Origin of the sequence: Campylobacter mucosalis (genome assembly GCF_013372205.1) — a bacterium.
In the GTDB taxonomy this organism is placed as follows: Bacteria; Campylobacterota; Campylobacteria; order Campylobacterales; family Campylobacteraceae; genus Campylobacter_A; species Campylobacter_A mucosalis.
On record NZ_CP053831.1, the window covers coordinates 861,933 to 877,553 of the forward strand.

Annotated in this window: 13 protein-coding genes; all 13 read right to left on the minus strand. The window is 35.0% G+C overall.

What is annotated here, in order from left to right:
* Positions 1–13: 13 nt before the first annotated feature.
* The 13 genes from CMCT_RS04565 to CMCT_RS04625 all read right to left on the minus strand — a co-directional run bounded on the left by CMCT_RS04565 (position 14) and on the right by CMCT_RS04625 (position 15,620).
* Entirely contained in the window at positions 14–2,752 is a 2,739-nt protein-coding gene (locus CMCT_RS04565; protein ID WP_176325036.1) for a M16 family metallopeptidase, read from the minus strand.
* Positions 2,749–3,960, minus strand: coding sequence for a DUF4857 domain-containing protein (locus tag CMCT_RS04570; protein WP_034967069.1), 1,212 nt, complete (start codon positions 3,958–3,960; stop codon positions 2,749–2,751). Before CMCT_RS04570 ends, CMCT_RS04565 begins: the two co-directional genes overlap by 4 nt.
* Positions 3,957–4,646 (minus strand): hypothetical protein, encoded by a 690-nt coding sequence (locus CMCT_RS04575; protein ID WP_034967066.1) that lies wholly within the window; start codon positions 4,644–4,646, stop codon positions 3,957–3,959. The genes CMCT_RS04570 and CMCT_RS04575 overlap by 4 nt, the downstream gene beginning before the upstream one ends.
* Complete coding sequence (locus CMCT_RS04580) at positions 4,646–5,491, minus strand: ABC transporter ATP-binding protein (RefSeq protein ID WP_034967063.1); 846 nt, start codon at positions 5,489–5,491, stop codon at positions 4,646–4,648. Before CMCT_RS04580 ends, CMCT_RS04575 begins: the two co-directional genes overlap by 1 nt.
* On the minus strand, positions 5,488–6,234 hold the full coding sequence (locus CMCT_RS04585) for an energy transducer TonB (protein ID WP_034967060.1): 747 nt from the start codon (positions 6,232–6,234) through the stop codon (positions 5,488–5,490). Before CMCT_RS04585 ends, CMCT_RS04580 begins: the two co-directional genes overlap by 4 nt.
* Entirely contained in the window at positions 6,228–8,756 is a 2,529-nt protein-coding gene (locus CMCT_RS04590) for a TonB-dependent receptor plug domain-containing protein (RefSeq protein WP_034967056.1), read from the minus strand. Before CMCT_RS04590 ends, CMCT_RS04585 begins: the two co-directional genes overlap by 7 nt.
* Positions 8,757–8,904: 148 nt before the next feature.
* A complete protein-coding gene (gene mnmH / locus CMCT_RS04595) occupies positions 8,905–9,927 on the minus strand; it encodes a tRNA 2-selenouridine(34) synthase MnmH (protein WP_034967053.1) in 1,023 nt (340 codons plus the stop codon).
* Complete coding sequence (locus tag CMCT_RS04600) at positions 9,920–10,399, minus strand: HIT family protein (protein WP_034967051.1); 480 nt, start codon at positions 10,397–10,399, stop codon at positions 9,920–9,922. Before CMCT_RS04600 ends, mnmH begins: the two co-directional genes overlap by 8 nt.
* Positions 10,396–11,184 carry an indole-3-glycerol phosphate synthase TrpC gene (gene trpC, locus CMCT_RS04605; RefSeq protein WP_176325037.1) on the minus strand — a complete coding sequence of 263 codons (789 nt, stop codon included), beginning with the start codon at positions 11,182–11,184 and terminating at the stop codon, positions 10,396–10,398. Before trpC ends, CMCT_RS04600 begins: the two co-directional genes overlap by 4 nt.
* Positions 11,181–12,437: a tetratricopeptide repeat protein gene (locus CMCT_RS04610; RefSeq protein WP_051654817.1), complete on the minus strand. Its 1,257-nt coding sequence runs from the start codon at positions 12,435–12,437 to the stop codon at positions 11,181–11,183. Before CMCT_RS04610 ends, trpC begins: the two co-directional genes overlap by 4 nt.
* A complete protein-coding gene (locus CMCT_RS04615) occupies positions 12,413–12,784 on the minus strand; it encodes a YkgJ family cysteine cluster protein (protein ID WP_034967048.1) in 372 nt (123 codons plus the stop codon). The genes CMCT_RS04610 and CMCT_RS04615 overlap by 25 nt, the downstream gene beginning before the upstream one ends.
* Positions 12,778–13,479, minus strand: a complete 702-nt coding sequence (locus tag CMCT_RS04620; protein ID WP_034967045.1) for a tRNA1(Val) (adenine(37)-N6)-methyltransferase — start codon at positions 13,477–13,479, stop codon at positions 12,778–12,780. The genes CMCT_RS04615 and CMCT_RS04620 overlap by 7 nt, the downstream gene beginning before the upstream one ends.
* Entirely contained in the window at positions 13,476–15,620 is a 2,145-nt protein-coding gene (locus CMCT_RS04625; protein WP_176325038.1) for a coiled-coil domain-containing protein, read from the minus strand. Before CMCT_RS04625 ends, CMCT_RS04620 begins: the two co-directional genes overlap by 4 nt.
* Position 15,621 lies beyond the last annotated feature (1 nt).

The following is a 15,621-nucleotide window of genomic DNA, read 5'->3' on the forward strand; positions in this document are numbered from 1 at the left end:
GTCGCTTGACCCTTTATTTTTTTGGATTGTTTATCGTTGTTATCACGTTTTTATTATCAAGATATTTTTTAGCCATATCTTTAATGTCGTCGTTGTTTAAATTTTGTATGGTTGTTTCATACCATTTTTTATCAAATAGCTCATTTTCAAATATAAAATGCCCTATTAAATCTCTAAGCCAAAAGTCCGCTTCCTCAAGCGATTTTTTAAGCTGTATTATTGATGATTTTTTGTAGTTTTGCAAGTGAGTATCATCGCTCCCCTGCTCTTTTAGCTCTTTTGTGATTTTATTTATGCCTTCTATAACTTCACTTACACTTTGTGGAGCTGTTGAAAATGAGATATTTGCGGTTGAGTACTCAAATGGGACTTTTGATAGCGAAATTTTTGCATTAAATCCGTATGTTTGCCCCTTTTCTTCTCTTATCTTTTCGCGTAAAGTTGCTCTTAAAACAGATGTCAAAGCACGAATTTTAAGGCTATCTAGTCTTGAATACTTCGCGTTGTCATCTTTATATGTGATACTTACGTCGCTTCTGTTTGATGTTTGAAGCTCTTTTTTAAACTCTTTTATGCCATCAATGCTTCTTACGCCGTCATCTTTGAAATTTTCTTTGAAATTCTTACTTGGCAGAGTTGCGATATATTTTTTTAAAAGTGGCTCTACGTTTTTCATATCAAAATCGCCAACTATGAAAAATGTGTATGAGTTTGCGTTTGTAAATTTCTCATTTACTATCTTTTTTAGCTCGTCTAAATTTATGCTTTCTATATCGTTTTGGCTTAGCTCTTTTGTGCGTGGATTGTCGTTATAGATGAAATTTATAAGCTCTGTTTTAAACTTATACTCTGGTAAATTTTGAGATTTTTTTAAGGCGTCTATGCTTTGAGTTTTTATCTGTTTTAAAATGTTTTCATCTAGTCTTGGTGCGTTAAATTCTAAATTTATAGCTTGAAGCAAAAACTCCAAATCTGACGTGCTACTTGAGCCGTAATATCCTTGAGTTAGGCTGTCTATACGCTTATCGTAGCTTATGGTTTTGCCGCTTAAAATTCTAGCGATATCGTAGTTATCAAACTCCCCTGCTCCGCTCTCGTTTGATGTTTTTACCGCGTAAGCTGCGATTTGTGGTTTATCTAAATTTGACGTCCCACCAGGGCTAATGGCCGCAAAACTTATCTTATTTTTGCTTGTTTTTAACTCTTTTAGCACGACTTTTGCACCATTTTCTAGGGTTATTGTATAAAAATCGTTTTGTTTATTATGCTCTTTTTTAACTATATTTTTTGGCTTAATGTCCGTGTTTATAAGCGTTTTTGGCAAAACTTTTGTCATTTTGTTTAGGTTGTATGGCGAGGCGTTTTTGGCTAAAATTTCATACTCGCTTTTGCTTAGTTTAAAGCCATTTGGACTTAGGATATTTAGCTCGGCTCTATTTAGTGCTAAAATTTCATCAAATCTAGCCTTTACATCAGATAAAGTAATCTCATTTACTAGCTTTGTATTTAGCGTAAAAGCGTCTTTATCAGATAGTATAGTCGAGCCATTTTCTAGTGATGAGATGATATGCTCTGCTATATTTTTTGACTTTTTATTGGTTGCGTTTTCATAAGCTGTTTTAAATGAGCTTAGGTAGTTTTGCTTTGCGATATTAAAGTCGGCTTCGTTAAATCCATACTCTTTTATGCCTTTAATTAGGCTTTGTATTTCCGTTATCGAGCTGTTAAAGTCGCCGTTAATGACGTTTGAGCCAAATGTGTAATACACCTTTTGATTTTGCACCACAGGTCTAGCAAAGCTAACTCCTATCGGCTTTGTTTTATTGTTTTGCTCTTTGTCGTAGTAGTTTTTAATAAGCGTTGAGATGTATGAATCCATAATAATTTTTCTAGCGATACTCTGGCTAGTTCTTGGTGTATAGTTGTCTATAAAAACTAGGCTTGTGCTATTTATGCCAAGCTCTTTTGTGTCGTAGTTTAAAATTTCAAAACCCTTAGCAAATGGTATCGTTTTATCTGGTGTTTTGTAGTCGTTTGTGTTTTTTGCGTCGCTAAAATTTTGCACTATTAGCTTCTTGATTTTTTTAACATCAAAGTCGCCAACAGCTACAAATTTCATAAAACGTGGCTGATACACACGCTCATAAAAGCCCTTTATAGTCGCTATATCTACGTTTTTTATCACGTTCATATCGCCAATTGGAGATTTGTTAATATAAATGCTATCCTTGTATAAATTTTTAGCTTGTTGTAAAAAAAGCCTATATTTTGGCGTATTTCGCTGGCGTTCCTCTTCCATTATGACGCCACGCTCTTTATCAAGCTCATTTTGATCAAATTTCACACCATCTATCCAGTTGCTAAAAACCTCAAAAACGCTCTTTAAATTTTCATCATTTATGGCAATTTCTAGGTTGTAGCTTGTTGTGTCATAAGTTGTTTGTGCGTTTAAATCAGCACCAAATCTAACTCCAAGACTCTCAAGCTTTTTTATAAGCTCATTTTTGTCAAAATCACGACTCCCATTAAATGCCATATGCTCCACAAAGTGTGCAAGTCCTCGCTCATTTGGTGCTTCATCGGTAGAGCCAGCATTTACGATGAGATAAAAATATCCAGTGTTTTTAGGTTGTTTGTTTTGTTTTATGTAGTATGTTAGACCATTGTCAAGTTTGCCAGAGAGTATATCATTATCTTGCTCTAAGCCAAACAAAGCACCAAAGAGTGCGAAAATAAGTAAAATTTTTTTCATTTTTCTTCCTTGTAAAATATCGTAGCAATAAGCCCATATATGCCAAAAATAGCGATAATGCCGCTATTTAAAAACATTTTTTGTTTTTTTATGGCTAGATTATACACAAAGTATAAAAATGCCAAAATAATAGAAAATAAAACGCCAAAATAGCTAAAATTTATAAACTCAATTTTATAAAAATGTAGCGGTTGAGTAAGTTTAAGCTCAAATGGTAAAACATACTCTTTAAACCATCTTTTGCTTTGAAATTTTGCTAGTTCAAAGCTATTTTGCTTAATGCTTGTGTAGTTTAAATCCATAACATTTGTTTTTATGTTATCTTGCGAGTTGAAGGCTAAAATTTTATCAACTGGCGAGATATTTAGGCTTAAATTTGAACTAAATGGCTCATAACCTTGTCTGTCTAGCGGTATAAATTTGTAGCCATAATCTATAAGCCCAAGCTCATTTTGGCTAACTAAAAGTGCGTAAAATTCGCGTCTAGGATCTTCGCTAACGACGATGTTTATAATATTTGGCTTTGAAATTTTAGTATTGTTGATGATAAAACTTGCATTTACCTGCTTTATGTGAAATATTGTGTCGTTATTATCAATGATAAAGGCGCCTTCGTCAAATGCTTTTAAGGCACTTGGGTTTGTAAAATACTTTTTAGCAGGATAGCTAAAGTCTAAATTTTTAAGCTCGTCGTTTATGATTTTTGTTTTGTTTAAATCAATCGAGTTTACTTCTAAGTCAATCACATCTATACTGTTTTTGCTAAATTTAAATAAAAACGGCAAAAGCTCCATTCTATCAAATTTTTCTTGCGTATTCATAATGGGATAAAGCGGTATAAATTTTGCCTTATTTGAGCCAAAACGAAGCGATAAATTTTGTGAGTTTTTGCGGATTAGGCTTGGATTTTTGCCATACTCGCTAAAAATTTCAGGAAATTTGTTGCGTGAGATTAGCATAGAGTAGTAGCTAAATGGCAAGAGTTCAAAAAATCTCTCTTCGCTGATACTTTCTCCATTTAAAATTTTAAACTCCGTTGTTTTGCTCTCTTTGTCGTTTTTTGAGTATAAAAACTCATTTATCACAGGTGAGTATTTTATCTTTTCGCTAACGCGTGTTTGTGGGAGTGCTAAATTTATAAAAAGTTGTAAAAAATAGCTAAAAATAAGCGAAGCAAACACCAAAACTGCTAGATGTAACGCTCTCATTTTATATACCCCCTTTTATAGTTTTGAAGCGATGATACAAGCAAACAAATGCTAAAAAATACCCAAAAAATAAGATAGATTAAGGCATTGTCATTTAGGTAAAAAAGCGGTGTTTTGCCAACGTCTGGATTGATACTAAAATATATAAATACCGCACCTATGCCAACTATAATCGAGCCAATCACACGCCTTAAATTTGGCTCTATAATCACGCTTTGAGTAAGCAAAAATAGACCGAGCGAAAATATGACATTATAAATTAGTGTGCTAATAAGGGCATTTGTAATTAGCGTATCAAAAAATGAGCTAAATACCGCAAAAAGCAGGATAATCTGCATTAAATACACACCAAGTAAAAAGCAAAATGGTGTGAGCGAGAGCAAAAGGACGTTTTTAAGATAGCTTTGCGGATAGTGAAGCTGAAGCCTAATACGTGCATTTTGACGCTCAAAAAACATAGATGAAACGCCGATTATAAGGGCAAAGAGTAAATTTAGCTCATCTAGGTGGTTGTAGCTAAAATTTTTATTAAACATAAGTTGCATTGTATAGCCAGTGATTGAGTATTTGTGGATACTATCCTTTAAATCAAGCCATATCCACGCAACGCAAAACAGACTACAGGATGCAAAAAAATAAAACGCGAGTTTAAATTTTAAAAATTCTTTTAGTATAAAATATCTCATTAATATCTCCCTACAAGCCCTAAAAAAGCCTCTTCAAAGTCCAAATTTAACTCTTTTGCATTTTGCGGGGCATTAGTAAAAAAGCCAAAAATTTGCGTCTGTTCTTTTAAATTTAAGCTTGTTTGTATGTCTTTTATATTTGATATATCTGTATCTTTTGGCAGTGAGTAGCCTTTGAAATTTTGCCTGAAATTTGCCAAAGTATCGCAGTATGGCTCTTTATCTTTTCTTAAAACGACTATGTCATCTATGAGATGAACTAGATCTGAAACGATATGTGACGTAAGCAAAACAGATCTGTTACCACCCTTTATAAATTCCGCTAAATACTCAACAAAAAGTCTGCGATATCCAGTATCAAGCCCTATTGAGTAGTCATCAAGGATTAAAAGCTCGGGGTCTTGTGCAAAGATTAGCCCCAAAACAACCTGCGAACGCTGACCGCACGATAGCGTATGAAGCTTTTGGTTTAAGCTAACGCCCATTTTTGATATAAGCTCGTAGTAAAGCTCCTTTTTCCAGCGATCTTTGTAGTGTGCGGCGTGAAGCCTTTCTACCTGCTGTATCGTTAAAAAGTCGTAGCAGACGTGTCCCTCGTATAAAAGCCCTATTTTAGCCTTTGTGGCGTTATCTAGCTCGTTTGCGTTTTGGTTGTAAATTTTACACTCGCCACTGCTTGGTTTTAAAAAGCCCATTAAGATATTTATGGTTGTACTTTTGCCAACCCCATTTTTGCCAAGTAGCCCTACAACCCTACCCTTTTTGACGCTAAAATTTAGATTTTCATATATCTTTTTGTTGCCATAATGGTGGGTTAGATTTTGACACTCTATGATGTTTTCTATTGTATATCCTTTAAGTTAAAATTTATAGCTAGTTTGAAATTTTTGCCTATCGCTTCATCTGGGAAGTCTTTTAAGGCGTGATGAAGTATGTGTTTGCAGTGGTTGTCCATATATTCATAGCCACTACTTTTTAGGATGTTTATATACTCAAATTCATTTTTGCTAATGGCCTTAAACTCAACCTGTGTTCTGCCGCTCGTTTTGGTTGCGATTGCACGTTTTGGATAGGTTTTGTGTTTTAAAATGGCAGCATAAACTTCGCCGATTAAATTTCTAGCGGCAGCCTTTTCGTCGTTGTTATTATTAGAAATTTGAGTCGTTCCACCAATTGCAACTGCTTCGTTTTTAGCCACTGCAACACTTGAGGCTGCAACTGTTGTCTTTGGTATGTCTTGCGTTAGCGGTTTTATCTGCTCTTTTTGCGGTTTTGGTTTACTCTGTTTTTTAGGCTTAATAACAGGCTTTGGCTCATCTAGCTTTTTTTGCTCTATTTGAGTTACGGCTTCATCGCTTTTTATGTCTTTTTGGCTCTGGGTTTGCGTGGCTTGCATATTTTGGTTGCTATTTTGTGTGCTTATTTGGTTTAAATTTATAGACATTGCCATTTTACTTACAGCTTTTTCCGCCATTAGCGTTTTATTTAGAGTTGTAAAAAAGCCAAAAAACGCCATAAAAGCGATACCGTGGATAAAAAGCGATATGCTAAAAGAGATGATGTTGCCAACTCTATTTTGTGCTACCATTTTAGCCCTGCTTCAAGCCAAAACTGGCGACCTGCTTCATAGGTCGCAACGGTTGAGCTAGTGCCTGATAGTGCGGTTTTGTTGCTTCTATTTAGCACGTTTGAGATGTCTAAATTTAAAAAAGCTCTTATATCTTTTGGCAGTTTATGCTCATAGCCAATACGCATATCCCAGCTATAACTAGCCCCTAGATCAACACGTTCATATTTTATTAATTGCTTTTTGTTGTGCTTATATTTGCCATTTTGCGCTATTGCGTCCATTTTTGACTTGTATGTAATGAAATTTGAAATAGTTAAATTTGCTTGTGGTATTTGTGAAGTAGTTGTCAGTCTTAAGGTCCAAGGTCTTGTAAAGTCTTGCGCTGGTAGCTCGCTATATCTTGTGACTTTACCGTCAAAATATATCTCTTGGTCTATTTGTGAGTCTGACGTATCGTAGTTTTTGGCATTTGTTTTGGTTTTAAATTTGTCGTATGATAGCTCAAACGTATGCTTTGTGCCGTAAATTTTAAACGGATCTATATTTTTTAAAGATACATTCCAAGTATTTGTATCACTTTTGCCGTCATTTGAGTAGATAAAGCAATTGTTGTTTGTATATCCAGCTCCACATTGTGTGCCTAAATTTTTGGCACTTGAACGTATGATTTGATCCCTACCTTTTCTTTTTATATATTTTGCATTTAGCTCAAAGTTAGCAAATTTTTGAGTTATACCAAAACTTGTTTCGTCATCATAAGGTATGTTTAGCTCTTGAAATTTATATGTATTTCGCCCTTGGCTTGTTGTCCAGTTTGTTGAGTAGCTTACTTTTCTGGTTTTTGTAGTAATTAGCGAGTTTTGTCCATCCCTTAGCCTGTATGCGAAGATATTTCTGCCGTGATAGCGGTTTTTGCCAAAATTTAGTATGGTTTTATTATCACCAAAGACATCATAACTAGCGCTAAATCTAGGAGAAATGGTCTTTTTGTTCATATAATTATCACCTGAAAATCTAACACCAGGTCTGATTGTAAGTCTGTTAAAATTTATCTTATCCTCTAGGTAAAATGCCCAAGAATTTTGCCTTACATTTATCTTTCCAGCGTTATAGTAGCCTATAGTTCTAAAGTATTGCCCTTTGCCTTTAAATGAGTCATCTTTAAAACACCACTCGTCATTAGAATTGCAGTCTTTGCCGTTTAAGCTACTCGCACTACTTGCGGTTATAAATGTTCGTTTTATCTCGTAAAATGCATCTTGCTTTTTTAGCTCTATACCAGTTGCTATGTTGTGAGAAGTGCCTAGAAGCTCAAATTTGTTAAAATCAACATCTAGATTGTAGCTGTAAGTTTTTTGCTCTTGGTCTATATCGCCAAATCCACCCTCTGTTGATGTTGTGCTACCCCAAGGTTTTTGACTCGATTTTGCCCAAGCATACCTGTACTCATACTCTGCATCTCTTGAAGTTTTTAGCCTTGAGTAGCTAAATTTATTTTTTATCTTAGCAAAGCTAGACTCATAATCAGCATTTAATCCAAGCATTAAACCACCGGAGTTAAATTCCCAGTAAGAGTCTTTTACACTTGGTGCAAAAACCTTATGAATTTGCGGTGTGTATGTTATGCTAGGCGTTATCGTAAGTCTATCAGTGCCATACCAAATGCCTTTTAAGAAGTAGTTATCTATATTTCGTCTTTGATTTTTTGTGCTTTCAAAATACTTTGTATCTACGCTTCTAGTGTATGCTTTAAGTGGGATTTTACTTCTTGTATTTGTGTAGCCAAACATTAAACCAAAATCCTCGGTTAAAAATCCTTCTAAATTTAGCTTTGTTGTGTATTTTTGGAATTTTGGTTGATTAGCAGCTGTTGCGGACTCTTCGAATTCATCCTCCGTGCCTTCGTGTAAAATGTATTTTGTCCAGCTATCTCTTGTGTGTGACATTGAAAATTTGCCGTGAAAACCATCCCTTGGATTTCTAGTTTTTGCCTCAACTACACCACCGGTAAAATTTCCGTATTTTGCACTCACATCGCTATCATAAACATCAATGCTTTCTATAAAATCGCTATCTATTGCCATACCTTGGGATTGACTACGTATCATAGAAAATCCACCTGTTCCAACTTCTGTTGCCTTATTCCCTGCTGGGTCAATGTCGTTGTTTATGTTCATACCATCTATCATAAAATTATTTTGATAATATTTCGCACCATTTATACTTATATCGGCTGGGTCGATTTCGCCCATTGTGGTACTTTGTCTGTTTGTGTTTGAAAATTTTACGGCAGGATTAGTGCGGAGTAAACTTGTGATATCGCCATTTCCAGCTGGTGTGGCTTCTATCATCCTTCTATTTATGGTTGTTTTACCACCAAATTCGCTCTTTGAAGATATGCTACTACCCCCCCCCGTGGCTGTTTTTGAAGCATTTGCGTCTATATTTACATCTGCTAATTCGTATGTTTGTTCTGCGTGTGATGTTTGTGCTAGAGTAAGTAGTAAAGCCGTGGATAGATAACTTTTTTTAAAAGCCATAGGTTATAACCTTTTTTGTTTATAAAATTGATAATTCTTATATAATTTTACAATATTTTTAATAAAATGATATTGAATATCTTTTAAAAATTTAGCCAAAAAATAAAAATAGATAGTAAATTTAGCGTAAATATCTTATTTATAAATTTTAAAAATTGTGGGTTTTTGTGTCGTGTTTCTTAAAAATTTCAATTAGTTTATCTTTTGCATTTTCTATGTCATCTGAGCAGACTACGTAGTCGATACGCTCTTGTTTTTTATAAACCTTATCGTAGTATTTTGTTAAAAGTAGTTCACAAACTTTTGAAGTATCGCTCTTTTTATAGGCATCGCACACATCGGCTTTGACCTCTGCTGAGATAAATGGTGAAATTTTTCTTATGCAGTCATAAAAGAAATCATCATCTACCATTTTATAGTCGCTCATCGTGCATTCTACGCGTTTTGATAGACTGGCTTTTATCTCGATATTTACGCCACTTCTCATCGCTTCATATATGCTTTTTGGTAGAGTTAGCATACCAATTCTTCTACTTTCGCCCTCAATAAAACATAGATTATGGTGTTTTGTGATATCTGAAATTTGCTCAAAAAGCTCATCTTCAAATGCTTTTTGGCTTGGCTGAGTTCCATTAATAGCACCAAAAACAGAGCCTAAATGGTTTGCTATCTTTTCTAAATTTAAAGATGGGCTTAGCTCGTTTATGAGCTTTGTTTTGTAGCTTCCGGTGTTGCCAAATAGCGTGATAAACTTAAGTTTGACTGGCTTTTCTAGTTCGTTTTGAACGTGCGTTCTATACGCTTTATATCCGCCGCTTAAGCGTAAAATTCGGTATCCTATCATACTAAGGACTTGAGCGATCGAGGCTGAACGCATACCGCCACGAGCACAATAAATTCCAACTAGTGAACCGACTTTAGCGATTTTTTGTATCTCTTCTAGGTGTTTTGCGATATTTTCACACGCAAATTTTGCACCTAAGATTTTTGCGTCCGCCCTACTTTGCTTATAAAGAGTACCTGTTTGTTGATGTTGCGTATCATTTAGAACATAAAAATTTTTGGAATTTTTAATGTGCGAGTATAAAAATTCGTGTGGACTTCTAGCGTCTATGATAAGATCAAAATTCTCTCTTTGCTCTAGCCAGTTTTTTATGTCTAAATCACTCACTAAATGCCTCTTTTAGCTTGATAAAAAGCGGGTGAAATGGCACTCCGTTTACTCTTACGTCAGCTATCGTGGTTATGAAATTTGTATCACGCTCCCATCTAGGCACAAGGTGATAATGCACGTGCTCAGCGATCCCAGCACCAGCGGCAGCACCAAGGTTCATACCTATATTTACGCCACTTGCATTTAGTGATGTTTTTAAAATTCCAACACCCTTTTTAACATATCTGCTAATCTCACTCCACGCCTCATCGCTTAGCTGTTCGATGTTATCAAAATGCTCATATGGGATAACCATAAAGTGTCCGGGCGAGTAAGGAAAGCGATTTATCACGCCATAGCAAAATTTTGCCCTAAATATGACACCGTTTTCATCGTCGTTTTTTGGGTTTTTGGCTATATCGCAAAAGACACATTCACTGCGTTTTTGACTAAAATATTCAGCTCTCCAAGGAGCACAAAGATGTTTCATCTCTCCCCCTTTATCGTTTTTACCGCATTAACGATACTATCTTGACGCATAAAATGCTCACCTATTAAAAACGCATCAACGCCAATATTGCTTAGCTCATTTAGTTGCTCGTGAGAGTATAGTCCGCTCTCGGCAACCACTATTTTATCCTTTGGAATAAGCGAGACTAGCTTTTGACAAAGGCTCATATCCATTTTGAAATTCTCCAAATTTCTATGATTTATGCCTATAATGTTTGCGTTTATCTCAAGTGCTTTTTTAAGGTCGTCCTCGTCGTGAGTTTCAACAAGTACTTCAAGCCCGATAGACAAGGCATAATCGTGCAAAGTCTTAAGTTCGCCTTTGCTAAGGGCTTTTGCGATAAGTAAAACAAAATCGGCTCCGTAAATAAGAGCCTCGATGATTTGGTATTTATCGATTATAAAATCTTTTCTTAAAAGTGGTGTTGCTGTATATCTGCGAATGTTTGTTAAATACTCTAAATTTCCTTTAAAAAAGTGAGGCTCAGTAAGGACGCTAATGGCATTTACACCGGCTTTTTCATACTCTTTTGCTATAAAAAGCGGGTCAAAATTTTCGCGTATCACACCCTTGCTAGGACTTGCTTTTTTAACTTCTGCAATAATGTGGATAGGGTTTTTCTGCGTTTTTTTTAGAGCTTTATAGATGGCTCTTGGTTTGTATGGATTTGATTTAAAGGCGGACTCTAGCCACTCTATCGGATAGTTTAACTTTCTTTGTTCTAGGTCATCTTTTGTCTTAAGTATGATATCATCAAGTATCATTTTGCTCCCTTTTTTAGGCACTCATCAATCGCCTTTGTATGCTCTAATAACTCAATTTCGTTTTTAAACTCCTCAAAGCTATTTGCCTTTTGCATATATTCTTTTGCAAGTTTGCAATCGCCAAGTTTATAATACCCCCAAGCAAGAGAGTCTATATAGTAAGGGGAATTTGGCTCGATGGCTAAGGCTTTTTTTACAAGTTCTATGCCTTTTTTATAGTCTATATTTTCATCAATAAGTAAATAACCATAGTAGTTTAAAAACAGGGCTTCGTTGCTTTTTAGTGCGTATTTTTCAAATAGATCCAGTGCGTGTTCAAGTGTTTTTTTGTCTGGCTTTGGTAGAGCTTTTTCGTAAGCATAAATTGCCATAAATGCTCCAAATTTTGGCTCTTGGGTGCTTTGTAGAAGTCTAGAGGCTGTATCATAGGCATTTTGGTAATCTTTAAATTGTGCGTATGCTTGCAATAAAATTTCATCATCAAATTTATGCGATGAGATTAGTTTGTAAAAGCCATCTTTGTTATTTATCTGAGCATAAGCCATTAACGCACCCACTAAAAAGCCCTCGTCTTCATTTATGGAGTAAATTTCCTCATAAAGTGGTGCCAGTTTTTCGTTATTTACGCTTCTTAAATAAAGGTCAGCTAGGAACATACACACGTCTATGGTGCACCCGCCGTTTTTATCCTTAAAGTCGTTTAGGTACTCTATCACTTTTGTGGTGTTTTCTTTTCTTAGTATCAGTGCTTTAGCTAGATTAATCACGTTTTTTTCGCTACTATTTAGCTCGTAAGCCTTTTTAAAATTAAGAGCCGCCTCTTTGTCATTTTTTTCAAAAAACTCAAGATTGCCAAGCATCATATAGTTTTTTGCGTTTTCTTCATTTTTTATAAGGTTTTTTAATATTTCCCTAGCCTCTTGCATTTTACCATCGCTTAAAAGGACAGCAACCCTCGCTCTATCGTAATCTGGGTCATCTTTTAGATATTTTGCACCAAATTTTATAACTCTTCTTATCTCACTCATATCATTTGACATAAAAGCTACGTTTATCGCCTCCTTGATATACGCTTTTTGCTTTGTTTTTGAGTAGAGTTTTTCATAAATTGATATGCTTTGTTTGAAATTTCCACTTTGTAAGTGATTTAGAGCTTTTAAAATTTCTAAATTTTCACTACTCTGACTAGCATTAGCACCGCTTAAAAAGGTTGTTAGGATAGATATAACTATAAAAATTTTACGCCAATACATTCTTCTTTTAACTCCTGTAAATTTGTTTTAAAATGCTCCCAAAATGGAAAACTCCTGCACTGAGCTGGACGAAACTCGTAAATACTGCAATTTTTAGCCTCTTTATCAAAAAACACACAGGCAAATCCGTCCTTGTATGATGTCTCTTTTATGCTAAATTTCCCCTTATAGGTAAATAAAAATTTATCTTTAAACTCTTGCTCATCAAATTCAAGATACTCACAAAGTGCCTTTATCTCGCCATCATTTATCCAAATTATACCACTCTCTCCAGTGCAACACTTTCCGCCACACTCATCGCAAAAACTAGGGTCAAAAACCCACTCAAAGCCATCTTGCTTTAGCATTTATACTCCGTGCTTATGGTGTTTGCCCTGGCATAAATTTGCTTTGCTTCCTCGCTATCTCTACCTTGAAATTTCAAAATAAGCGGAGGATTTATGTCACAAGGCGATTTTGAGTTTTTCTTAGCCATTATAAGGGCTAGTTTCGCACTACTTTTTTCCTTAGGATGGATAAATTTAATGGCTGTCGGATTTAGTTTTGCATTTTTTAAACAGACTAAAATTTCTGCTAAGCTACCTGCTTCGTAGCAAAAGCATATTGCTCCATTTGGCTTTAAGTGCGAGTTTGCGACGTTTATGAAGGACTCAAGCCTTAAGTTGCTGCAATATCTGCTTTTAAATATATGCTCGTTTTGGCTCTCTTTTACGCCATCGTGATAGTATGGTGGATTTGAAACGATTAGCTCAAATCTCTCATCGCTTTTAAAATCTGTGAAATTTAGAGCTATAAATTTGGCTTCTATGCCGTTTGCAAGTGCATTAAAATTTGAAATTTCTACGTTTATATCCTGAATATCTATACCAAGAAGATTGATGTCTTTAAAATCTCTTTTTAGCAAAAGTCCTAAAATCCCACATCCACACCCAACGTCTAAAACATTGCCTTTTAAATTTGAGAAATTTTGCAATACAAAATCATAAAGCATAAGCGTGTCTGAGTTGTAGCGATAGCCGTCTTTTAGCTGTGCCAATCTCATCTATACGCCTTTATCACAAAGCCACGTGAGCTATTTTTAAGTATAAAATCTGGACTAAAGCTAATGCGAGCAAAATCGCCAAATTCATCTTTTATAAGCCTTGCTGCCACCACTGCACGCTCTTTTGCTACGCCTTCGTTTACATATTTTTTTAGCCGTTCTAGTTCATCTTTTTTTAGTGTTTTTGCCACTTCATAAGGTAGTCCAAGCCCCTTTTCATCGACTATTGCGATGATTTCGTATATGTAGTTTGAGTTATATCTTTGCAAAAAATCGCTCAGTCTATTTTTGCATATCTGTGTTGGCTCGTTTTTAGAGTCCATATCATAGCACTCAATTTTTGATACAAAGACAAGTTTTTTAGGCACTTCTGGCTTGGTTTGAGCCTCTAGTAACATTTTTAAATTCGTATTTTCATCTTCTAACCTATCTTGGTTGTTTAAATTTTCTTCTATATCTTTTGAAAGCTCTTCTATTTTTTTGTAATACTCACTCGTGCTCATACTGCTTTTGCCTAAATTTGCGATACGCTCGTTTAGCTCTATTATGGTTTTGTTGTTATCTTTTATGGTTGATTTTGCTCTGTTTAGCTCATCTTTTAGCTGTGCTAGGCTGATGTCATCTTTGATATTTTGCTCATTTAGTTTGCCTCCGAGCTGTTTTTTTAGAGCGTTTATCTGCGAGGTTAAAATTTCATAATTTTTCATATCCACAGATGATGTTTTTTGCAAATTTTTTAGCTCGTTTTGGCTTGTTTTAAGCTCTGTTTTTGTGGCACTTAGGTTATTTTCTAAATTTTTAATGTTGTTGTTTTTTAAATCTAGCATATTTTTTAGCTCATTTATGCTTTTAGTAAGCTCGTTTATGCTATCGCTTTTTATGGCGATAGTTGAGTTTAAATCGCTATTTTGAGCTTTGAGCTCTTTTAAATTTTGCTTTAGATTTCTAGTTGAGTTTTGCTCCATGCTTAGCTCTTCTCTTGTTTTTAGTAGCTTTGCTCTTGTGGAATTTAGCTCAGAGCTTTGCATTTTTAGCTCCGTTATGCTTTGCTTTAGTAAAATCGTTGCGTTTTTTTCTATATCAAGGCTGTTTAAAGCCTCTTTTAGTTTAGCTTTAGTTGCGTTTAGTTCGGCATTTTTTGAATTTAGGTTGATAGAGATTTCGCTTAGTTTTTTTGTGGTGTTTTTCTCTGCTTCTAGGTTATTTACCAGTCTTTGCATATTTTTTTTACTAGCATTTAGCTCAAGTGTTAGGTTTAAAATTTCAGCATTTAAATCTATGATTTTATTTGATTTTCTAGACAGCTCATCTTCTAAAATACTCTTTTGCAAATCAAATCCATCAAGCACCCTGCCAAGCTCCTTTTTATTCTCGCTTTTTAACGCGCCAAGTTCGGCGTTTGCCCTTTCTAACTCATCTTTTATGTGGGCTAACTCTTTGTTTATATTTTGAAATTTAGCCAAACTCGCGTTTAACTCGAAATTTAATGTGTTGTTTAAATTTCGTAGTTCACTTTGGTTTGCGTCGCTTTGCCTTTTAAAACTTAAAAACTCCTCTGTTGCTATTGTTTTATTTTTATCGACATCAAGCTTAAATTTTATCATCTCATTTTCAAGCATAGCAATCTTTTTTTCATAGCTTGAAATGCTATTTAACCCGTTTTTTTGGGCTTCACTTAGCTCTTTTGTAAGCTTTTGAATGTTTTGATAGTGTTGCTCCTCTTGCTCGTTTAATGCCCTGTCGCTCTGTGCTACGACCTCGTCTTTTTGCTTTGTTAGTTCGTTTTTAATGCTTTCTATCTTTTCAATAAGCTCTAAATTTTTCTCGCCAAGGTCAATATTATCAGCCACAAGTGCCTTGTTTTGACTTAATAGTTCAAGTATGCTAGTGCCGTTATCTTCGCTTACTGCAAAGCTTTGTGAGTAGCTTTTTGGCGTTATATAGCCACCATATTCATAAAGATTTGACTTGTTTATGTATTTTTCTTTTTCACTCTCTGGCAGATCATCAAATTTTAAAGAGTAAATTTTATACTCCTTTTCTGCCTCTTTTGTTTTTGGCGAAATATTGCTTAAAAATGATACTAAAATAAAGGCAACAACGGCTATGATAACCGCCACAACGACTCTAGTTTGGCTCAAG

What these genes read in the sequence shown, in the direction of transcription:
- CMCT_RS04565 (WP_176325036.1), bottom strand. Translation starts at nt 2,752, where the DNA reads ATGAAAAAAATTTTACTTATTTTCGCACTCTTTGGTGCTTTGTTTGGC.
- CMCT_RS04570 (WP_034967069.1), bottom strand. Translation starts at nt 3,960, where the DNA reads ATGAGAGCGTTACATCTAGCAGTTTTGGTGTTTGCTTCGCTTATTTTT.
- CMCT_RS04575 (WP_034967066.1), bottom strand. Translation starts at nt 4,646, where the DNA reads ATGAGATATTTTATACTAAAAGAATTTTTAAAATTTAAACTCGCGTTT.
- CMCT_RS04585 (WP_034967060.1), bottom strand. Translation starts at nt 6,234, where the DNA reads ATGGTAGCACAAAATAGAGTTGGCAACATCATCTCTTTTAGCATATCG.
- CMCT_RS04590 (WP_034967056.1), bottom strand. Translation starts at nt 8,756, where the DNA reads ATGGCTTTTAAAAAAAGTTATCTATCCACGGCTTTACTACTTACTCTA.
- CMCT_RS04600 (WP_034967051.1), bottom strand. Translation starts at nt 10,399, where the DNA reads ATGAAACATCTTTGTGCTCCTTGGAGAGCTGAATATTTTAGTCAAAAA.
- trpC (WP_176325037.1), bottom strand. Translation starts at nt 11,184, where the DNA reads ATGATACTTGATGATATCATACTTAAGACAAAAGATGACCTAGAACAA.
- CMCT_RS04610 (WP_051654817.1), bottom strand. Translation starts at nt 12,437, where the DNA reads ATGTATTGGCGTAAAATTTTTATAGTTATATCTATCCTAACAACCTTT.
- CMCT_RS04615 (WP_034967048.1), bottom strand. Translation starts at nt 12,784, where the DNA reads ATGCTAAAGCAAGATGGCTTTGAGTGGGTTTTTGACCCTAGTTTTTGC.
- CMCT_RS04620 (WP_034967045.1), bottom strand. Translation starts at nt 13,479, where the DNA reads ATGAGATTGGCACAGCTAAAAGACGGCTATCGCTACAACTCAGACACG.